The 15,969-nt window shown below is 60.3% G+C and carries 16 protein-coding genes; 9 read left to right on the forward strand and 7 right to left on the reverse strand.

Annotation, left to right across the window (positions count from 1 at the left end; genetic code table 11):
* Window positions 1–74: 74 nt before the first annotated feature.
* From A15D_RS01190 to def, 5 genes are all read right to left on the reverse strand, one after another.
* The gene (locus tag A15D_RS01190) at window positions 75–1,526 is read right to left on the reverse strand and encodes a TrkH family potassium uptake protein (RefSeq protein WP_102790450.1); all 1,452 of its coding nucleotides are present in this window, start codon (window positions 1,524–1,526) and stop codon (window positions 75–77) included.
* 157 nt (window positions 1,527–1,683) lie between these two features.
* Window positions 1,684–3,060: a Trk system potassium transporter TrkA gene (trkA, locus tag A15D_RS01195; RefSeq protein WP_022985799.1), complete on the reverse strand. Its 1,377-nt coding sequence runs from the start codon at window positions 3,058–3,060 to the stop codon at window positions 1,684–1,686.
* Entirely contained in the window at window positions 3,057–4,373 is a 1,317-nt protein-coding gene (rsmB, locus tag A15D_RS01200; protein WP_102790451.1) for a 16S rRNA (cytosine(967)-C(5))-methyltransferase RsmB, read from the reverse strand. Before rsmB ends, trkA begins: the two co-directional genes overlap by 4 nt.
* Window positions 4,351–5,331, reverse strand: a complete 981-nt coding sequence (gene fmt / locus A15D_RS01205; RefSeq protein WP_102790452.1) for a methionyl-tRNA formyltransferase — start codon at window positions 5,329–5,331, stop codon at window positions 4,351–4,353. The genes rsmB and fmt overlap by 23 nt, the downstream gene beginning before the upstream one ends.
* 182 nt (window positions 5,332–5,513) lie before the next feature.
* Complete coding sequence (gene def / locus A15D_RS01210) at window positions 5,514–6,020, reverse strand: peptide deformylase (protein ID WP_022985796.1); 507 nt, start codon at window positions 6,018–6,020, stop codon at window positions 5,514–5,516.
* 147 nt (window positions 6,021–6,167) lie between these two features.
* On the opposite strand from def, the gene A15D_RS01215 reads away from it, so the two are divergent.
* The 7 genes from A15D_RS01215 to A15D_RS01245 all read left to right on the forward strand — a co-directional run bounded on the left by A15D_RS01215 (window position 6,168) and on the right by A15D_RS01245 (window position 12,237).
* Window positions 6,168–7,238 carry a LysM peptidoglycan-binding domain-containing protein gene (locus A15D_RS01215; protein WP_233191997.1) on the forward strand — a complete coding sequence of 357 codons (1,071 nt, stop codon included), beginning with the start codon at window positions 6,168–6,170 and terminating at the stop codon, window positions 7,236–7,238.
* 72 nt (window positions 7,239–7,310) lie between these two features.
* The gene (gene dprA, locus A15D_RS01220; protein WP_102790454.1) at window positions 7,311–8,381 is read left to right on the forward strand and encodes a DNA-processing protein DprA; all 1,071 of its coding nucleotides are present in this window, start codon (window positions 7,311–7,313) and stop codon (window positions 8,379–8,381) included.
* Window positions 8,382–8,431: 50 nt separating this feature from the next.
* Entirely contained in the window at window positions 8,432–8,980 is a 549-nt protein-coding gene (locus A15D_RS01225) for an L-threonylcarbamoyladenylate synthase (protein WP_022985793.1), read from the forward strand.
* 39 nt (window positions 8,981–9,019) lie between these two features.
* On the forward strand, window positions 9,020–9,928 hold the full coding sequence (gene hemF, locus A15D_RS01230; protein ID WP_102790455.1) for an oxygen-dependent coproporphyrinogen oxidase: 909 nt from the start codon (window positions 9,020–9,022) through the stop codon (window positions 9,926–9,928).
* Window positions 9,925–10,740 (forward strand): shikimate dehydrogenase, encoded by an 816-nt coding sequence (aroE, locus tag A15D_RS01235; protein ID WP_102790456.1) that lies wholly within the window; start codon window positions 9,925–9,927, stop codon window positions 10,738–10,740. The genes hemF and aroE overlap by 4 nt, the downstream gene beginning before the upstream one ends.
* Before the next feature lie 14 nt (window positions 10,741–10,754).
* Window positions 10,755–11,186 carry an ion channel gene (locus A15D_RS01240; RefSeq protein WP_031226636.1) on the forward strand — a complete coding sequence of 144 codons (432 nt, stop codon included), beginning with the start codon at window positions 10,755–10,757 and terminating at the stop codon, window positions 11,184–11,186.
* A gap of 55 nt (window positions 11,187–11,241) precedes the next feature.
* Complete coding sequence (locus tag A15D_RS01245; RefSeq protein WP_102790457.1) at window positions 11,242–12,237, forward strand: lipid A deacylase LpxR family protein; 996 nt, start codon at window positions 11,242–11,244, stop codon at window positions 12,235–12,237.
* Window positions 12,238–12,285: 48 nt separating this feature from the next.
* On the opposite strand, the gene A15D_RS01250 is transcribed toward A15D_RS01245, so the two are convergent.
* Window positions 12,286–12,828: a gamma carbonic anhydrase family protein gene (locus tag A15D_RS01250; RefSeq protein WP_102790458.1), complete on the reverse strand. Its 543-nt coding sequence runs from the start codon at window positions 12,826–12,828 to the stop codon at window positions 12,286–12,288.
* Between the two features lie 182 nt (window positions 12,829–13,010).
* Between A15D_RS01250 and prlC the strand changes: the two genes are divergently transcribed.
* Window positions 13,011–15,047, forward strand: coding sequence for an oligopeptidase A (gene prlC / locus A15D_RS01255; RefSeq protein WP_102790459.1), 2,037 nt, complete (start codon window positions 13,011–13,013; stop codon window positions 15,045–15,047).
* Window positions 15,048–15,103: 56 nt separating this feature from the next.
* Window positions 15,104–15,298: a YheV family putative zinc ribbon protein gene (locus A15D_RS01260; protein ID WP_022985786.1), complete on the forward strand. Its 195-nt coding sequence runs from the start codon at window positions 15,104–15,106 to the stop codon at window positions 15,296–15,298.
* A gap of 7 nt (window positions 15,299–15,305) precedes the next feature.
* On the opposite strand, the gene A15D_RS01265 is transcribed toward A15D_RS01260, so the two are convergent.
* A complete protein-coding gene (locus tag A15D_RS01265; RefSeq protein ID WP_022985785.1) occupies window positions 15,306–15,893 on the reverse strand; it encodes a protein tyrosine phosphatase family protein in 588 nt (195 codons plus the stop codon).
* Window positions 15,894–15,969 lie beyond the last annotated feature (76 nt).

Raw genomic sequence — 15,969 nt, forward strand, 5'->3', positions numbered from 1 at the left:
ATTTTTCCTTGTTATCAGGTGAAGTGAGTCGGTCCGCGCAGGCACATATTTGCGTTGACGCGAGCAAAAGACGTTTATTGGCGCCAGAACATGGGGGTGAAGAGAACCAGCAGGGTGAAAATTTCCAGGCGTCCGGCAATCATCAGGATGGTCATCATCCATTTGGCACTATCGGTAATGTTGATGAAGCCACCGCCAACCTGGCCGATGCCGACGCCCAGGTTGTTGAGGCTGGCCGCCACGGCGCTGACCGCGGTGGTCAGGTCCATGCCGGTCATGGTGAACAGCAGGGTAAAGATTACCGAGATGGTGATGTACACGCCCACAAACCCCCATACCGCTTGCAGTACACGATCTGGAACGGATTGACGGCCAAAGCGCAGGGCGAAAATGCCATTGGGATAAATCAGGCGGCGCAATTCCCGAACACTGTGATGAAAGACCAGTGCCGCACGGACGGCTTTCATGCCGCCGCCGGTGGAGCCTGCACAGCCACCAATAAAGCTGGTGAATACCAGCAGATAAGGAATAAAGCCGGGGAAGGCGGCGGCGTTGGTGCTGGTTAAACCCGTGCCGGTGCTGAATGAGGCCACCTGAAATGCCGAGTGGCGCAGGGCATCAAAAAAGTGGAAGTCGTAGTGGAAGAACAATAGCCCTGCAGTAATGATGGCGGTGTACATCATGAACAGGCCGATAAAAAAGCGGAATTCCGGATCGCGAAGATAGGCGAACAGGGAGCGGCCTCGCCATACTGCAAAGTGCAGCGCAAAGTTCAGGCCGCCGATCAGAATGAAAATCGTGGCGGTCCAGTCAATCAATGGGTTGTCCCAGTACGCCATGGAAGCGTCATGAGTGGAAAACCCGCCCGTGGCAACAGTGCTGAAGCTGTGGCATATGGCGTCGAAAACACTCATGCCGAAGGCCCAGTAAAGCGTCGCGCAGGCCACGGTAATAAAGAGGTAAAGGAACCACAGGGCCTTGGCGGTTTCCGCGATACGGGGGGTCAGTTTGGCATCTTTCATGGGGCCGGGGATTTCGGCCTTGTACAGCTGCATGCCCCCGATGCCGAGCATGGGCAGAATCGCCACTGCCAAGACCACCACGCCCATGCCGCCGAGCCATTGCAGCTGCTGGCGGTAGAACAGAATTGATTTGGGTAAAAAGTCGATGCCGGAAAGAATGGTGGCGCCGGTGGTGGTAAGCCCGGAGACCGACTCAAACACCGCATCGGTAAAACCTACGGGCACATCATCGCTGATGATCAGCGGCAGTGCCCCGATCACCCCAAGCACCGACCAGAACAGGGTGACGACCAGAAAGCCGTCACGGGTTTGCAATTCCGCCTTGTTGCGGAAGAACGGCAGCCACAACCCGAGCCCGAGCAGTAGCGTGATCACAAAGGAAATCAGAAATGGCCCTTCGCTGCCTTCCTGATACCAGTATGACACGGCCACGGGGGGCATCATGGTAAAGCTGAATACCACCAGTAGCAGGCCAAGGATCTTTGAGATCAACGCGAAGTGCATGGTTAGGAGGCCTGGTCGGACGTCGGACGTGTGATATCTGACGCGCAAACACTGAAACGTGATGCGAGGTTAAAAGCGTCCGACGTCCGACGCCCGACGTCCGACCGGTCAAACGAAACTGCCAACATTGCCGCCACTCCAGCCACCACAGAATCTCCTAAAAGAACGTAAAGCCCACCTGGAACAGTTTTTCTACGTCCCGGGTGCGGCGTTTGTCGATCAGGAACAGGATGACGTGATCGTCAGGTTCGATCATCACGTCATCATGGGCAATCAGTACTTTTTCTCCGCGCACGATGGCGCCGATGGTGGTGCCTTCGGGCAGGTCGATATCTTCAATGGCGCGGCCCACCACTTTGGACGATTTGGCGTCGCCGTGGGCAATGGCTTCAATCGCTTCGGCGGCGCCGCGACGCAGGGAGTAGACGTTCACCACGTCGCCGCGGCGTACGTGGCTGAGCAGGCTGCCGATGGTGGACTGTTGAGGCGAAATGGCGATATCGATGTCGTGCCCTTGCACCAGATCCACATAGGCCGGGTTGGAAATCAGTGTCATGACTTTACGTGCGCCCAGCCGCTTGGCCAGCAACGAAGCCATGATGTTGGCCTCGTCGTCGTTGGTCAGGGCGCAGAACACATCGGTGTTTTCGATGTTGGCCTTGAGCAGTTCGTCACGGTCGGTGGCGAGGCCTTGCAGCACCACGGTCTGGTGCAGTTTTTCCCCGAGCCACTCGGCGCGATCAGGACTGCGCTCCAGCACCTTGACGTTGTAGCGAGTCTGGATGGTCTTGGCCAGACGGTAGCCGATGTTGCCGCCGCCAGCGATGACCACGCGCTTGTAGTTGTGCTCAAGACGACGCAGTTCGCTCATGACGGCGCGGATGTCGTTCTTGGCTGCAATAAAGAACACTTCGTCATCGGCTTCGATAACGGTGTTGCCTTCCGGAATGATGGGGCGGCCGCGACGGAAGATGGCCGCCACGCGGGTGTCCACATTGGGCATGTGCTTGCGCAGTTCGCGCAGCTCGTTGCCGACCAGCGGGCCGCCATAATAGGCGCGCACCGCCACCAGCTGTACCCGGCCGCCGGCAAAGTTCACTACCTGCAGGGCTCCGGGGTGCTCAATCAGGCGACGAATATAATCGGTGACTACCTGCTCGGGGCTGATGATCACATCGATGGGCAGGGCGTTTTCGTTGAACAGCTTTTCCGACCGGCTGGTGTAGTGGGCGGTGCGGATACGGGCAATCTTGGAGGGGGTGCGGAACAGGGAGTAAGCCACCTGACAGGCGATCATGTTCACCTCGTCAGAGTTGGTTACGGCGATCAGCATGTCGGCGTCTTCGGCGCCGGCCTCTTTCAATACCGCAGGGTAGCAGCCCATGCCGCGCACGGTGCCGATGTCGAGTCGGTCGCCGAGCTCACGCAGACGCTCCGCATCGGTGTCGATGACGGTGATGTCGTTGCGCTCGTTGGCCAGGTTTTCCGCCAGGGTGCCCCCCACCTGACCGGCACCGAGAATAATGATCTTCATGTATCCTGCTGAGCCCCCTTGCGCAGGCAAGCCAGATAAAAGCCATCCGGTCCGTCTTGCTGCGGAAACAACTGCCATCCCGCGTCGACCATTGTGGCCTGTTCCGGCCGCGGCGTCACATCCCGGGCTTGTGGCTGGCGCTGCAGGAAGGCGCTGATCTGGTGATCATTCTCTTCGCGCAGTACCGAGCAGGTGGCATACACCAGCATGCCGCCGGGTTTGAGCAGCGGCCATAGTGCATCCAGCATGCGGGCTTGTAAATCGGCCAGTACCGGAATGTCCGACGACTTTCGGTGCCACTTTACATCCGGTTGGCGGCGCAGGATGCCGGTGGCGGAACAGGGAGCGTCCAGCAGGATGGCATCGAACGGCTTGCCGTCCCACCAGCTGTCGGGCTGGCTGGCATCGCCCTGCAACAGGGTGGCGGTGGCGTTGAGGCGGGCCAGATTCTCTTCGATACGGCGCAGCCGTTTGCCTTCCAGCTCCAGCGCGACCAGCTCGGCGTTGGGGAATTTCTCGCGCAGCTGGCCAGTCTTGCCGCCGGGGGCCGCGCAGGCATCGAGAATGCGGCCAGTGGGCGGTGCCTGCAGTAATTCTGCGGGCAGTTGGGCGGCTTCATCCTGTACCGACAGGGCGCCTTGCTCAAAGCCGGGCAGATCGAACACCGGCCGGGCCGGCGTCACATAAATGCTCCAGGGGGACAGTTCACCGGGGCGGGCGCCCTCACCCAGGGCGGCAATGGCGCCGGCGCGCTGTTGCTGCTGGCGATTGACCCGCAAGGTAAAGGGCGGCGTGTGCAGGTTGGCCTGGGCGATAGCGTCGGCTTGATCCGGCCAGTCCTGGCGCCAGCGTTTGTACAGCCAGTCCGGCAGGCTCAGGCGGATGTTCGGGGTGGCGTCGGCAAGCGCGTGCTCAGCAGGTAGCTGGCTGGCTTTGCGCAACACGGCGTTGCTGAGCCCGGCGGCCCAGGGGGCTTTCAGCTTGCGGCACAGGGCCGGGTACGCATTGACGATGGCATGGGCCGGGCGTTCGGTGAACCACAGCTCGTACAGTCCGGCCAGCAGGGCCAGGCGCACAGGTTGGGCGCTGGCCTTGAGGGGCTTGGATAATTGCTGGTTGAGCCAGTGGTTGAGGGGGCGCAAATGGCGGCAGACCCCAAAGCTGATGTCGCGCATCAGGCCGCCGTCGCTGCCAGCCAGGGGGAAGTCCCGCAGCACCTCGCGCAGGCTTTCCCCGTCGCCCTTGCCGGGAATCACCCGGTCAAGGACACGCACGGCACTGAGCCGCGGGTCAGGCGTCGCCACGGTCTGCATCCAGCGGATCACCAAGAGGCTCGCCCACCTGGAACAGGTCGGGGTTGCCGCGCAACAGGTCCGCTACGGCCATGCGCCGTTTGCCAGGCAGTTGCAGCTCTTCCAGCGTCAGGATGCCATCACCTGTGGCCACCTGAATGCCGTTGTCATCCACGTTGAGGATATGGCCGGGTTCGTCGTCATCCTTGCCGGGCAGGGGGCTTTCGCTGGCTTTCCAGATGCGCATGGGTTGGCCTTTCAAAGGCACCCACGCGACAGGAAAGGGGTTGAAGGCACGAATGCGGTTATACAGGGCGCGGGTGGGCAGGCGGAAATCCAGCAGCCCCTCGGCCTTGCTGAGTTTGTGGGCGTAGGTGACACCGTCGTCAGGCTGCACGGTGGCGTTGGCCAGATACGGCTCCAGATCATTCAGTACGGTGACCAGCAGGCGAGCGCCCTGGGCAGCCAGCCGGTCGTGCAGCTCGCCGCCGGTCTCGCTGTCACCGATGGGTAGCGCTTCGCTGAGCAGCATGGGGCCGGTATCAAGCCCGGCTTCCATCTGCATGATGGTGTTGCCGGTTTCGGTGTCGCCCACGCTGATGGCGCGCTGGATTGGCGCTGCCCCACGCCAGCGGGGCAGCAGGGAGCCGTGCACGTTCAGGCAGCCAAGCCGTGGGATGTCGAGCACGGCCTGGGGAATGATCAGGCCGTAGGCGACCACCACCAGGGCATCCAGATTCAGGTCGCGCAGCTGCTGGCGAATGGCCTCGCCCTTGAGGTTTTCCGGCTGCAGCACGTCAATGTGATGGGCCTGGGCCAGCTGTTTGACCGGGCTCATCTGGACCTTCTTGCCGCGACCGGCAGCGCGGTCCGGCTGGGTGAGTACGGCTACCACTTCATGCTGGCTGTCGAGTAAGGCCTGCAGGCTGGCGGCGGCGAAATCCGGGGTGCCGGCGAAGGCGAGACGTAGGGGTTTCAATGAGCGGCCTCTTTAGAGCGGTGAGCTACGAGCTATGAGCTGCGAGCCTCTACGCGATTGATGATGTGTGCAGGCTGAAGCGAATCAGCCGCGTTTGCGGGTTGGGCGCGGGCACTGAGGTGAATCAATGAAGGAGTGCGATCGCGCCTCGCAGCTGGTCGCTCGAAGCTGTCAGCTGCCTTTCACCCCTGCAGCCGGTGCACTTTCTCCAGCTTCTTCTTGATCCGGTCGCGCTTCAGGCGTGAGACATAGTCCACGAACAGCTTGCCTTCCAGGTGATCAATTTCATGCTGGATACAGGTGGCCAGTAGCTCGTCGGCCTCTTCCTCGAAAACATTACCGTCCCGGTCCAGCGCCTTGATCTTCACCCGTGCCGGGCGCTTGACCTTCTCATAGAAGCCGGGGACCGACAGGCAGCCTTCCTCGTAGGGGGCAAGATCGTCGGTGAGCGGGGTGATTTCCGGGTTGATGAACACCCGCGGCTCGGACTTGTCTTCGGACAGGTCCATGACGATGACACGCTTGTGTACGTTCACCTGGGTGGCGGCCAGGCCAATCCCGGGGGCGTCGTACATGGTTTCGAACATGTCGTCGATCAGTTTGCGAAGCTCGTCATCCACCTTTTCCACCGGCTTTGCTACGGTTCGTAGCCGGGGGTCAGGGAATTCCAGTATTTCCAGTTTGGCCATGTACGTTCTCGGCAGTTGCGGTAGCACTCGAAATTTGGTTGCTAAATATATGATCGCATTGCTAATATCCAAAAGAAACCGTGCCTGCCTCAAGGACGCACGGCAGCTCTTGGGGATGAGTCCAATAATGATAAAAGGAATCCGATGATGATGAAATCGGTCCAGCGCGCCTTCACTGTCGGGTTGATGCTATCGGTTGCCACTCTGGCCTCCGCCGCCGTCACCCTGAAAGAGGGGCATCCCAACAAATATTACGTGAAAAACGGTGACACCCTGTGGGACATCAGTGGCCGTTTTCTCGAAGAACCCTGGCAGTGGCCGGAAATCTGGCAGATCAACGAGGAGATCAGCAATCCTCACCTGATCTACCCCGGCGATGAGATCCGCCTGTCCTACGTTAACGGTGAGCCCCGGCTGAGCGTTGAGCGTGGCGTGCAGGAGCAGGTCATGGACAACGGTGTGGTCAAGCTCACCCCCAAGGTGCGTGAGATTGCCAACGACGAAGCGATCCCGGCGATTCCCGCCAGTGCCATTGCTGCCTACCTGAAGGAAGGCCTGGTGGTCACCCGTCAGGAAATCCAGGAAGCCCCCTACATTGTCGGTGGGCGTGACCGCCGGGTGGTGTTTGGTGAAGGCGATACGGTCTATGCCCGTGACAGCCGTACCCAGTGGGAAGAGCTGGATCAGGGCTACGGCATTTACCGTACCGGTGAGCAGTATGTGGACCCTGACACCAATGAAGTGCTGGGCTACGAAGCCCGCCAGGTAGGCCTGAGCCGCGTATCCAACCACGAAGGCGAGATGCTGAGCCTGCGGGTCACCAGCTCGACCGAAGACATTCGCATCGATGACCGCATCTTCTCCACGGAAGATCGTCGCGTGCGCGCAGTGCTGTATCCATCTGCACCGGATACCAAGGTAGAAGCCAAGATCATCCGCTTCTTCGACCGTATCAACAGTGTGGCCCGTAACGACGTAGTGGTGTTGAGCAAGGGCCTGCGCGATGGCCTGAAGGAAGGCAACGTGCTGGACGTGTTTGGTGCCGGCGAAGTGGTGCGTGACCGTCAGCTTGGCGATAACGTTCAGCTGCCCCGCGAGAAGACCGGGTCGCTGGTGATCTTCCGGGTGTTCGACAAGGTCAGCTACGGCTTGATTATGGAATCCACTCGTCCTATTTATATGAACGACGCTGCTGAAAGCCCGGCAGGAAGCTACTGATACCGTAAACCGGCGTCTGCGCTCGCCTGCTTTCAGTCCTGATAACCGTCAACGCACACAAGGAGGTGGGCGATGGACGGACAATTCAAACGCCTGCTGTTGCAGGCGTTGTTTTCCCCGTCATCAGCGGCCCTGGGCCGCGCCTTGAAACAACACCGTATCGGGTCCGCACCGGTCTCCGATTTTCTGCCCATGTTGCCCGCTGGCCTGAAAGAACGGGCTCGCTTGCTGGACAACACCGGCACTCTGTCTGCCCATTACGAGAACCTGCGAGAGCAGGGTTGGCGCTGGGTCGCCTTGGGCGATGCGGACTACCCGTCGTTGCTGGCGGATATTCAGGATGCTCCCGGCGTGCTGGCCGTGCGGGGCGACGTCGGCATCCTCAATGCGCCGGGGTTGGCCATCGTCGGTGCCCGCAACGCCTCTGCCGATGGGCTCGATAACAGCCGCCGGTTTGCCCGCCAGCTGGCTGGCGCCGGTTTTGTGGTGGTTAGCGGTCTGGCGCTGGGCGTGGATGCCGCAGCCCATCGCGGCGCGCTGGCTACCGGCAAGACCGTAGCGGTGCTGGGCAGTGGTCCTGACCGGATTTACCCGCCCCGCAATGCCATGCTGGCGGGTCAGATCGTCGAGGGTGGCGGGGCCGTGGTGACAGAATTCTCACCGGGCTCGGCACCGCTACCGTCCCAGTTTCCCATGCGTAATCGTATTATCAGTGGGTTGTCGCTGGGGACGATCGTGGTGGAAGCCGCGTTGCGCAGTGGTTCGTTGATCACTGCCCGCACAGCCTTGTCTCAGGGCCGTGAGGTCTTTGCCATCCCGGGCAGCATTCATAATCCGCTCAGCAAGGGGTGCCACCAACTGTTGCGTGATGGGGCCAGTTGGCTGGAATCCGTGGACGATATCTTTCGGGCCTTTGGGGATTTCCGGCGCAGTGTGGAGGCCAGCGGTGTCCGCGAAGACGCGGCGCAGCCCGCCTTGCTGCAGCATCTGACCTCGGGGCTCAATTCCATGGATGTGCTGCAGGCGCGTACCGGCCTGCCCATGCAGGAGCTGGCCGGGCAGTTGTCGGATCTGGAGCTGGAAGGCTGGGTGGAGCGGGTGTCAGGTGGTTACCTGAAGCGCTCTGCCAGCCATACGTCTTGAGTCAGGCCTGCGGGCAGGGTAAGTTCGCGTTTTTCCCTGCAGGGCCTGGCATGTATCAGCATCTTCTCAGTGCCGCACACATCATCCAGTCGGGTGGTGTGGTGGCTTACCCCACCGAATCCGTCTACGGGCTCGGTTGTGACCCCTTCAGCCGGACGGCGGTCATGCGCCTGCTGGCGATCAAGCAGCGCCCGGAGCACAAGGGGCTGATTCTGATCGGCGCGGATCTGGAGCAGCTGGCGCCCCATGTGGTACTGGATGCACGCCAGCACGAGCAGCTGGGCCGTGAATGGCCGGCGCCCCGTACCTATCTGGTAGAGGCGGGGCCCAGTGTGCCAGCGTGGGTGACCGGCAAGCATCGCAAGGTGGCGATCCGGGTGCCGGATCACCCGCTGGCACGGGAGTTGTGTCGGCTGGTCGGGCACCCGATCATTTCTACCAGTGCCAACCTGTCCGGGCGTCCGTCTACCCGAAACCGGTTTCAGGTGGCGCGCCAGCTTGGGGATCGGCTGGACTTTATTGTGTCCGGCGCCTGTGACCGCGCGAGCAAACCCTCTACCATTATCGATCTGGAAAGCGGCCAGACCCTGCGCGCCTGACGCGTGTGCCTGGCCTCTGTCATTCCCGGGGAGAAAAGCATGTCAGACGTTTCACTGCAGGCGGTAAAAGACTACCTGCTGGACCTGCAGGACCGTATTTGTGAGGAACTGGCGGCCGAAGATGGCGGCGGTGCGTTCCGTGAAGATGCCTGGGATCGCGAACAGGGCGGCGGTGGCCGCAGTCGCGTGATGGAAAACGGCACTGTGATCGAGAAAGGCGGGGTGAATTTTTCCCACGTATTTGGCAGTCAGTTGCCACCGTCGGCTACCGCCGCACGACCTGAACTGGCCGGTCGCAGTTTTCAGGCCATGGGGGTGTCTCTGGTGATTCACCCGAAAAACCCCTATGTCCCCACCAGTCATGCCAATGTGCGTTTTTTCGTGGCCGAAAAGGAAGGCGAAGCACCGGTGTGGTGGTTTGGCGGTGGCTTCGATCTGACGCCCTACTACGGTTTTGAAGAGGATGTAACGCAATGGCATCGCACCGCCAAGGCGGCTTGTGATCCTTTTGGCGATGACATTTATCCGGAATTCAAACGCTGGTGTGATGACTACTTTCATCTCAAGCACCGGGACGAGCCCCGTGGTGTCGGCGGCCTGTTTTTCGATGATCTGAACCGTTTCGATTTCGATACCAGTTTTGCCCTGATGCGCAGTGTCGGCGATGCCTATGTGAAGGCGTACCGGCCGATCATGGCCCGTCGCAAGGACTTGGCATACGGTGAGCGCGAGCGCAATTTCCAGCTCTACCGCCGTGGCCGTTATGTGGAGTTCAACCTGGTCTTCGACCGCGGCACCATCTTTGGTCTGCAATCCGGTGGCCGTACGGAATCCATTCTCATGTCGCTGCCGCCGCTGGTGCGCTGGGACTACGATTGGCATCCGGAGCCCGGCAGTGCTGAAGCCGAGCTGTATGAAAAATTCCTGATCCAGCGGGAGTGGCTATGACCGCCTTGTACTGCGTTTTTGGTAATCCGGTGGCGCACTCTCGCTCGCCGGATATCCACCATGCTTTTGCCGCCCAGCAGGGTGACGACCTGCGTTATGAAAAACGTGAAGCGCCGTTGGACGATTTTGCCGGAGCGGTAAATGCGCTGCGCGCTGATGGTGGGCTGGGGGCCAATGTCACGGTTCCGTTCAAGGAACAAGCCTATCAATTATGCGGTGCAGTCACCGAGCGAGCTGACCTTGCGGGGGCCGTCAACACCTTGTGGTGGGAAGGGGATCAACTGAACGGTGACAACACCGATGGCGCCGGGCTGGTCACCGACATCCGCGAGAATCTGGGCTGGGCGATTCAGCGCAAGCGCGTGCTGGTACTGGGTGCTGGTGGTGCGGTGCGGGGTGTCATGGGGCCGTTGCTGGCAGAAAAACCGACCCTGGTGCGGGTCGCGAACCGCACCCGAGAGAAAGCGGAAATTCTGGCCCGCCAGTTTATGGACGGCAGCAACTCACCGGTGCTTGGCAGTGGCCTGGAAAATCTCATGGGGCAGTTTGATCTGGTCATCAATGCCATTTCAGCGGGGCTGCACGGTGACATGCCTGACTTGCCCGACGGGCTCTTGGCGGAGGGCGCCGTGGCCTACGACATGGTCTATGGCAGCGAACCCACGCCGTTCATGCGCTGGGCGCAGCAGCAGGGCGCGGCGGCCACCGCAGATGGACTGGGCATGCTGGTGGAACAGGCTGCGGAAGCCTTTGCACTCTGGCGGGGCTGGCGGCCCGATACGGCCCCGGTCATGGCGATGATGCGCCGATGATGGAAGGTGGGGTGATGTATGAGGTGATCTATGCTTCGGTGGTCTCGCTGGCCATGGTGCTTGTCACTGTCACCCTGCATTTTTGGACTCTGGCCGGGCTGTCCGAATTGCTCAAGCGTTGGAAGCAGCGGGTACGGGGTGAAATTCTTGTGGTGGTGATCATCATGTTCGCTGCGCACATGGTTGAAATTTCGCTCTACGGCCTCATTTATTTCTGGATCGACAATAACGATACCGCCATGAATCTGGGAGGCGCCGTGGATGGCAGTTTCCTGGATCACCTGTATTTTTCGGCAGCCTGCTATACCTCATTGGGGCTCGGGGATCTCTATCCCATGGGCACCTTGCGGCTAGTGGCGGGGGTGGAAGCTCTCAATGGATTGATTTTGATTACCTGGTCGGCATCGTTTGCCTTCCTGGTCATGCAGCGGCGCTGGCGTTTCTGATATTGCTGCAGGGCGGCCTTTCGGGGGCAACCACATAATCTGTTGAGAGAAAGGTATGTCCACACCGCTGTTGGCCCGTGCATCGAGCCTGGGTCTCTTTATTATCGCTTTGCCTGTAGCAGCCTCCGCATCGACGTTAGGTTTTTCCTGGGATAACGATCTGTTCGTCGGTTCTGATGGGCAATATACCAATGGCGTTCGCCTCAGCTGGGTGGGGGATGGGCATGATTGCGGCCAGGCAGGCTCTGTGACCTGCTCGTTGGCAAAAGGGCTTTCCCCCTTGCCGGGAGTGGGGGTGAGAGATCGACAGAATGCCATGACCCTGAGCCTTGAGCAGGCCATGATCACGCCTTCAGATATCAGCCGGACTACGCCGGATTACCAGGACCTGCCCTACATCGGCTACAGCAACCTGGAAGCCGGCCTGTTCAGCTGGGGGGCAGACAGTCTTACCGGGTATGGCGTGCGCATCGGTGTGGTCGGAGAAGACTCCGGTGCGGAGCAGAGCCAGAAAATGGTGCATCGCATCACCGGTTCTACCGAGCCGCAGGGCTGGGAACACCAGCTTGGGCCGGATGTGATTGGTGGCGCGTACGTTATCCATGCACGCCGGGCCTGGCAGCGGGTTTCTGACAGTGGCTGGCAAACCGAGTTGGGATATGCCGCTGGCGTGGATGCCAATAATTTCCATGCCACCGCCTCGGCGGGGGGCTTCCTGCGCTTTGGCAGAAACCTGCCGCGTAATTTCATACCGGATTATGCGGGTATCGGCACGGCGGGTTCATTGGTGGGGTTGTTCGACGGACACGGTTTTGGCTGGGAAGCCTTTGTTGCCACGTTTGGGGAATATATCGGTTATTCCTATCTGGAAGAGCACAGTGGGCCCTATCAGGTAGAAACCCGCGACGGCATTCTCGGTCTGGTGATTGGCGGCGGCGTTCGCTGGGACCGCTTTTCTTTCACCCTGACCTTGCAAGGCTCCAGCTCACCACTGCGTGACAGCAATGAACCGCTGAGCTTCGGCAACATGTCGTTCATGTGGCAGATCTGATTGCCCTTGTGGGAGCCGGGCTTCTACAAGGGGGCGCGCCAGCAAGGGTTACACATGCCCCCCTTCTTCCAGATAACGATCCTTCAGGCGCACATAATTCCCCGCCACATAGGTCAGGAACTGCCGTTCCTCCCCGGTCAACGGGCGCGCTTGCCGGGCGGGCTGGCCGCGGTACAGAAAACCACTTTCCAACCGCTTGCCCGGGCCCACCAGAGAACCGGCCGCCACGATCACCTCGTCTTCCACCACAGCGCCATCCATGATGATTGCCTGCATGCCCACCATGACCCGGTTACCCAGTGTGCAGCCGTGCAGCATGGCCTGATGGGCAATGGTGACATCGTCGCCGATCTTCAGCCCGTAGCCGCCGGGATTGAAGGTGGAGGCATGGGTGATGTGTAGCACGGCGTTATCCTGAATGCTGACCCGCGCGCCAATTTCGATGCGATGCATGTCGCCCCGGATCACCGCCTTGGGCCACACCGAGCAGTCATCGCCCAGGTGCACCTCCCCGATGACGGTGGCATCCCTGTCCACAAATACCCGTTCACCCAACTGCGGGGCCTTGTCTTCAAAGCGGCGAATCCCCATCACTGATACACTCTGGATTAACAAATGAATAACTGTAGGGCGGAAAGGGGCCAGTCCATCTCCGCCATCAAACGCCAAATCGGCGGAGATCGCCTGAGGCTATTTCCGCCCTACGGTGCAACACACCGTGAAGGTCCATTATCCACCTTCAGGTTGTACAGACAACGCAGGACCGAGACCCCATGAGCAACAACAATCCGCTGATTGATTACACCGACCTTCCGCCCTTCTCCGAGATCAAGCCGGAGCATGTGCTGCCCGCTGTCGAGCAGCTGGTCGCGCAGGGGCGTGCCCGTATCGAGCAGGTGCTGGCGGCGGGACAATTTGATTACGCCAGTCTGGTGCAGGCGCTGGATGAGGAAGATGACCGTCTCGGCAAGGCCTTCGGCCCGGCCGGGCACCTCAACGCCGTTGCCCAGAATGAGGCCCTGCGTAATGCCTACAATAGTTGTCTGCCCCTGCTCAGCGAATACGGCACCGAAGTGGGACAGAACGCGGCTTTGTGTGCCGCCTATCAGTCCCTGCGCGACAGTGCGCAATGGGATTCGCTGACCGAGGCCCAGCAGAAAGATATCGACAATACCCTGCGGGATTTTCGTTTGTCCGGGGTGGACCTGCCGGAAGACAAGAAAGCCGAGTACATGGCCAATTCCAAACGGTTGTCCGAGCTCACCAGCACCTTTTCAGACAACGTGCTGGATGCCACCCAGGCCTGGAGCAAGCACGTGACCGATGAGGCTGAGCTGGAGGGTCTACCTGAAAGCGCCCGTGCCGGGGCGGCCGATCGCGCCAACGCGGAAGGCAAGGAAGGCTGGTTGCTGACACTGGATGCGCCGGTGTTCATCGCGGTGATGAGCCATTGCAGGAACGCTGCGTTGCGAGAGGAAATGTACACCGCCTGGACCACCAAGGCGTCGGACCAGGGCCCCCATGCCGGCAAGTTCGACAATGCCGCGATCATGGATGAAATTCTGGCGCTGCGGCATCAGCAGGCCCAGCTGCTGGGGTTTGCCAACTATGGCGAAAAATCCCTGGCGACAAAAATGGCCCGCGATGTACAGGAAGTCATGAGCTTCCTGGAAGACCTGGCCGAACGGGCCAAGCCGCAGGCAGAACAGGAACTGGCTGAACTGAAAGCGTACGCCGCAGAGCAGGGGGCGGATGACCTGCAGCCCTGGGATATCGGTTTCTGGAGCGAGCGTCTGCGAGAGGAACGCTACAGTATTTCCGAAGAAGAACTGCGTCCGTGGTTCCCGGCAGATACCGTGATCAACGGCATGTTTGCGATTGTCGGCAAACTGTTCGGCATCCAGTTCCGGGCTCGCCAGGACGTGGAAACCTGGCATGACGATGTGCGTTTCTATGAGCTGGTGGACGATGACGGCAGTGTTCGCGCGGCCTTCTATCTGGACATGTATGCCCGCACCGGCAAGCGCGGTGGCGCCTGGATGGATGATGCGCGCATTCGCCGCCGCCTGGCGGATGGATCGGTACAAACGCCGGTGGCCTACCTGACCTGTAATTTTGCACCGCCCGCGGGAGGCAAGCCGGGCCTGCTGACACACGATGAAGTGGTCACCCTGTTCCACGAATTCGGTCACGGGCTGCATCACATGCTGACCGAGCAGGATGTGTCCGGGATTTCCGGTATCAATGGTGTCGCCTGGGATGCGGTGGAACTGCCCAGCCAGTTTCTGGAAAACTGGTGCTGGACCGAAGAAGGCATTGCCCTGATTTCCGGTCACTTTGAAAGTGGTGAACCGCTGCCGAAGGAAAAACTGGAAAAAATGCTCGCCGCCAAAAACTTCCAGAGCGCCATGCAGATGGTGCGTCAGCTGGAGTTTTCGTTGTTCGACATGCGGATTCATGCTGAGTACCAGCCGGGCATGAACCTGTATGCCGTGTTGAAGGATGTGCGTGAGCAGGTGTCGGTGATTCAGCCGCCGGCGTTCAACCGCTTCCCCAACAGCTTTGGCCATATCTTTGCGGGCGGCTATGCGGCGGGGTATTACAGCTACAAGTGGGCGGAAGTGTTGTCTGCCGATGCCTACTCGCGCTTTGAAGAAGACGGTGAGTTCAACGAACAAACTGGCCGCGCTTTCCGTAGCGAAATTCTTGCCAAGGGCGGCAGCCGCGAACCCATGGAACTGTTCAAGGCCTTCCGGGGCCGCGAGCCCAGTGTGGAACCGCTGCTGCGTCATTCCGGTATCAACGGCTAGGGAGCCTCACCGCAGGAGCGGCGCTTGCGCCGCCCCTGTGTAAGAGAGGGAGCAACATGAAACGTCAGTTTATTGCCGGGGCCACGTGCCCGGAGTGTGGTCAGCAGGACAAGATTCAGCGCGTCATCGAAGACGATCGCCAGTGGATGGAGTGTGTGTCCTGTGGTGCCAGCAAGGACCTGGATGCCAAGCCGCCTGAAGCGACCGATGCCCTGGCCAGGCCGGTCACCCTGTTGCCGCCCAAGAAATAGTGCTGCATCAGCGGCCCGAACTCCGCTCTGTAGAACCGGTTCGTTCGATGAAGGATTTCCATTCCCCGAAAGGGGTCCAGATGCGGGCCAGGTCGGCAGCAGCCTGTTCCCTGCCCGTTCCCAGCTTCTCGATCCGGTAACGATAAAGAAAAGCCGACACGCGCATGTTGGCGGCGCAGTGTACCCACACCGGCAACGTCCCTGCTTCTTTCATGGCAAAACAGAAGCGCAGATAGTCCCATTCCGTCGGGTTTTTGAAGTCCACCGGGATATGTACGTAGCGCATGCCGAGTCGGGTGACCACGGTCGCTTCATCTTCCAGGGCATTCTCTGCGCCGTGGGGAGCAAGATTGATCACGGTGGCGAAGCCGGCTTCGGCGATGCGAGTAAACTGAGCCACCGTGGGTTGCCCGGAGCTTGATAGCGTGGAGCTGATTGGAAGGTAGTTAAATATCTGTTCCAGCCGCACGGCACGGGGCGCAGGTCGAAACAGGGTACGGGTAAAGCCCAGGCTGCTGCGCAGACTGTTGAAGCCGTTGAAGTAGCGGACATCAAACAGCTTGATCAGGGTTCTGATTTTGCCTGGCCTTGCCATGGATCGGCTTCTCTGCAGTGGCGGCGAATAGGCACAGTGTTGGGGCAGTGGTAGGTTCCAGCAATGACCAATAGTG

It is taken from the genome of Alcanivorax sp. MD8A (assembly GCF_002888555.1).
In the GTDB taxonomy this organism is placed as follows: Bacteria; Pseudomonadota; Gammaproteobacteria; order Pseudomonadales; family Alcanivoracaceae; genus Alcanivorax.

Excerpts from the sequence above, each read along its gene's own strand:
- A15D_RS01215 (WP_233191997.1), top strand. The coding sequence starts at position 6,168 with ATGATGAAATCGGTCCAGCGCGCCTTCACTGTCGGGTTGATGCTATCG.
- dprA (WP_102790454.1), top strand. The coding sequence starts at position 7,311 with ATGGACGGACAATTCAAACGCCTGCTGTTGCAGGCGTTGTTTTCCCCG.
- def (WP_022985796.1), bottom strand. The coding sequence starts at position 6,020 with ATGGCCAAACTGGAAATACTGGAATTCCCTGACCCCCGGCTACGAACC.
- hemF (WP_102790455.1), top strand. The coding sequence starts at position 9,020 with ATGTCAGACGTTTCACTGCAGGCGGTAAAAGACTACCTGCTGGACCTG.
- aroE (WP_102790456.1), top strand. The coding sequence starts at position 9,925 with ATGACCGCCTTGTACTGCGTTTTTGGTAATCCGGTGGCGCACTCTCGC.
- prlC (WP_102790459.1), top strand. The coding sequence starts at position 13,011 with ATGAGCAACAACAATCCGCTGATTGATTACACCGACCTTCCGCCCTTC.
- A15D_RS01250 (WP_102790458.1), bottom strand. The coding sequence starts at position 12,828 with ATGGGGATTCGCCGCTTTGAAGACAAGGCCCCGCAGTTGGGTGAACGG.
- A15D_RS01190 (WP_102790450.1), bottom strand. The coding sequence starts at position 1,526 with ATGCACTTCGCGTTGATCTCAAAGATCCTTGGCCTGCTACTGGTGGTA.
- A15D_RS01245 (WP_102790457.1), top strand. The coding sequence starts at position 11,242 with ATGTCCACACCGCTGTTGGCCCGTGCATCGAGCCTGGGTCTCTTTATT.
- A15D_RS01225 (WP_022985793.1), top strand. The coding sequence starts at position 8,432 with ATGTATCAGCATCTTCTCAGTGCCGCACACATCATCCAGTCGGGTGGT.
- A15D_RS01260 (WP_022985786.1), top strand. The coding sequence starts at position 15,104 with ATGAAACGTCAGTTTATTGCCGGGGCCACGTGCCCGGAGTGTGGTCAG.
- A15D_RS01265 (WP_022985785.1), bottom strand. The coding sequence starts at position 15,893 with ATGGCAAGGCCAGGCAAAATCAGAACCCTGATCAAGCTGTTTGATGTC.
- A15D_RS01240 (WP_031226636.1), top strand. The coding sequence starts at position 10,755 with ATGTATGAGGTGATCTATGCTTCGGTGGTCTCGCTGGCCATGGTGCTT.
- rsmB (WP_102790451.1), bottom strand. The coding sequence starts at position 4,373 with ATGCAGACCGTGGCGACGCCTGACCCGCGGCTCAGTGCCGTGCGTGTC.
- trkA (WP_022985799.1), bottom strand. The coding sequence starts at position 3,060 with ATGAAGATCATTATTCTCGGTGCCGGTCAGGTGGGGGGCACCCTGGCG.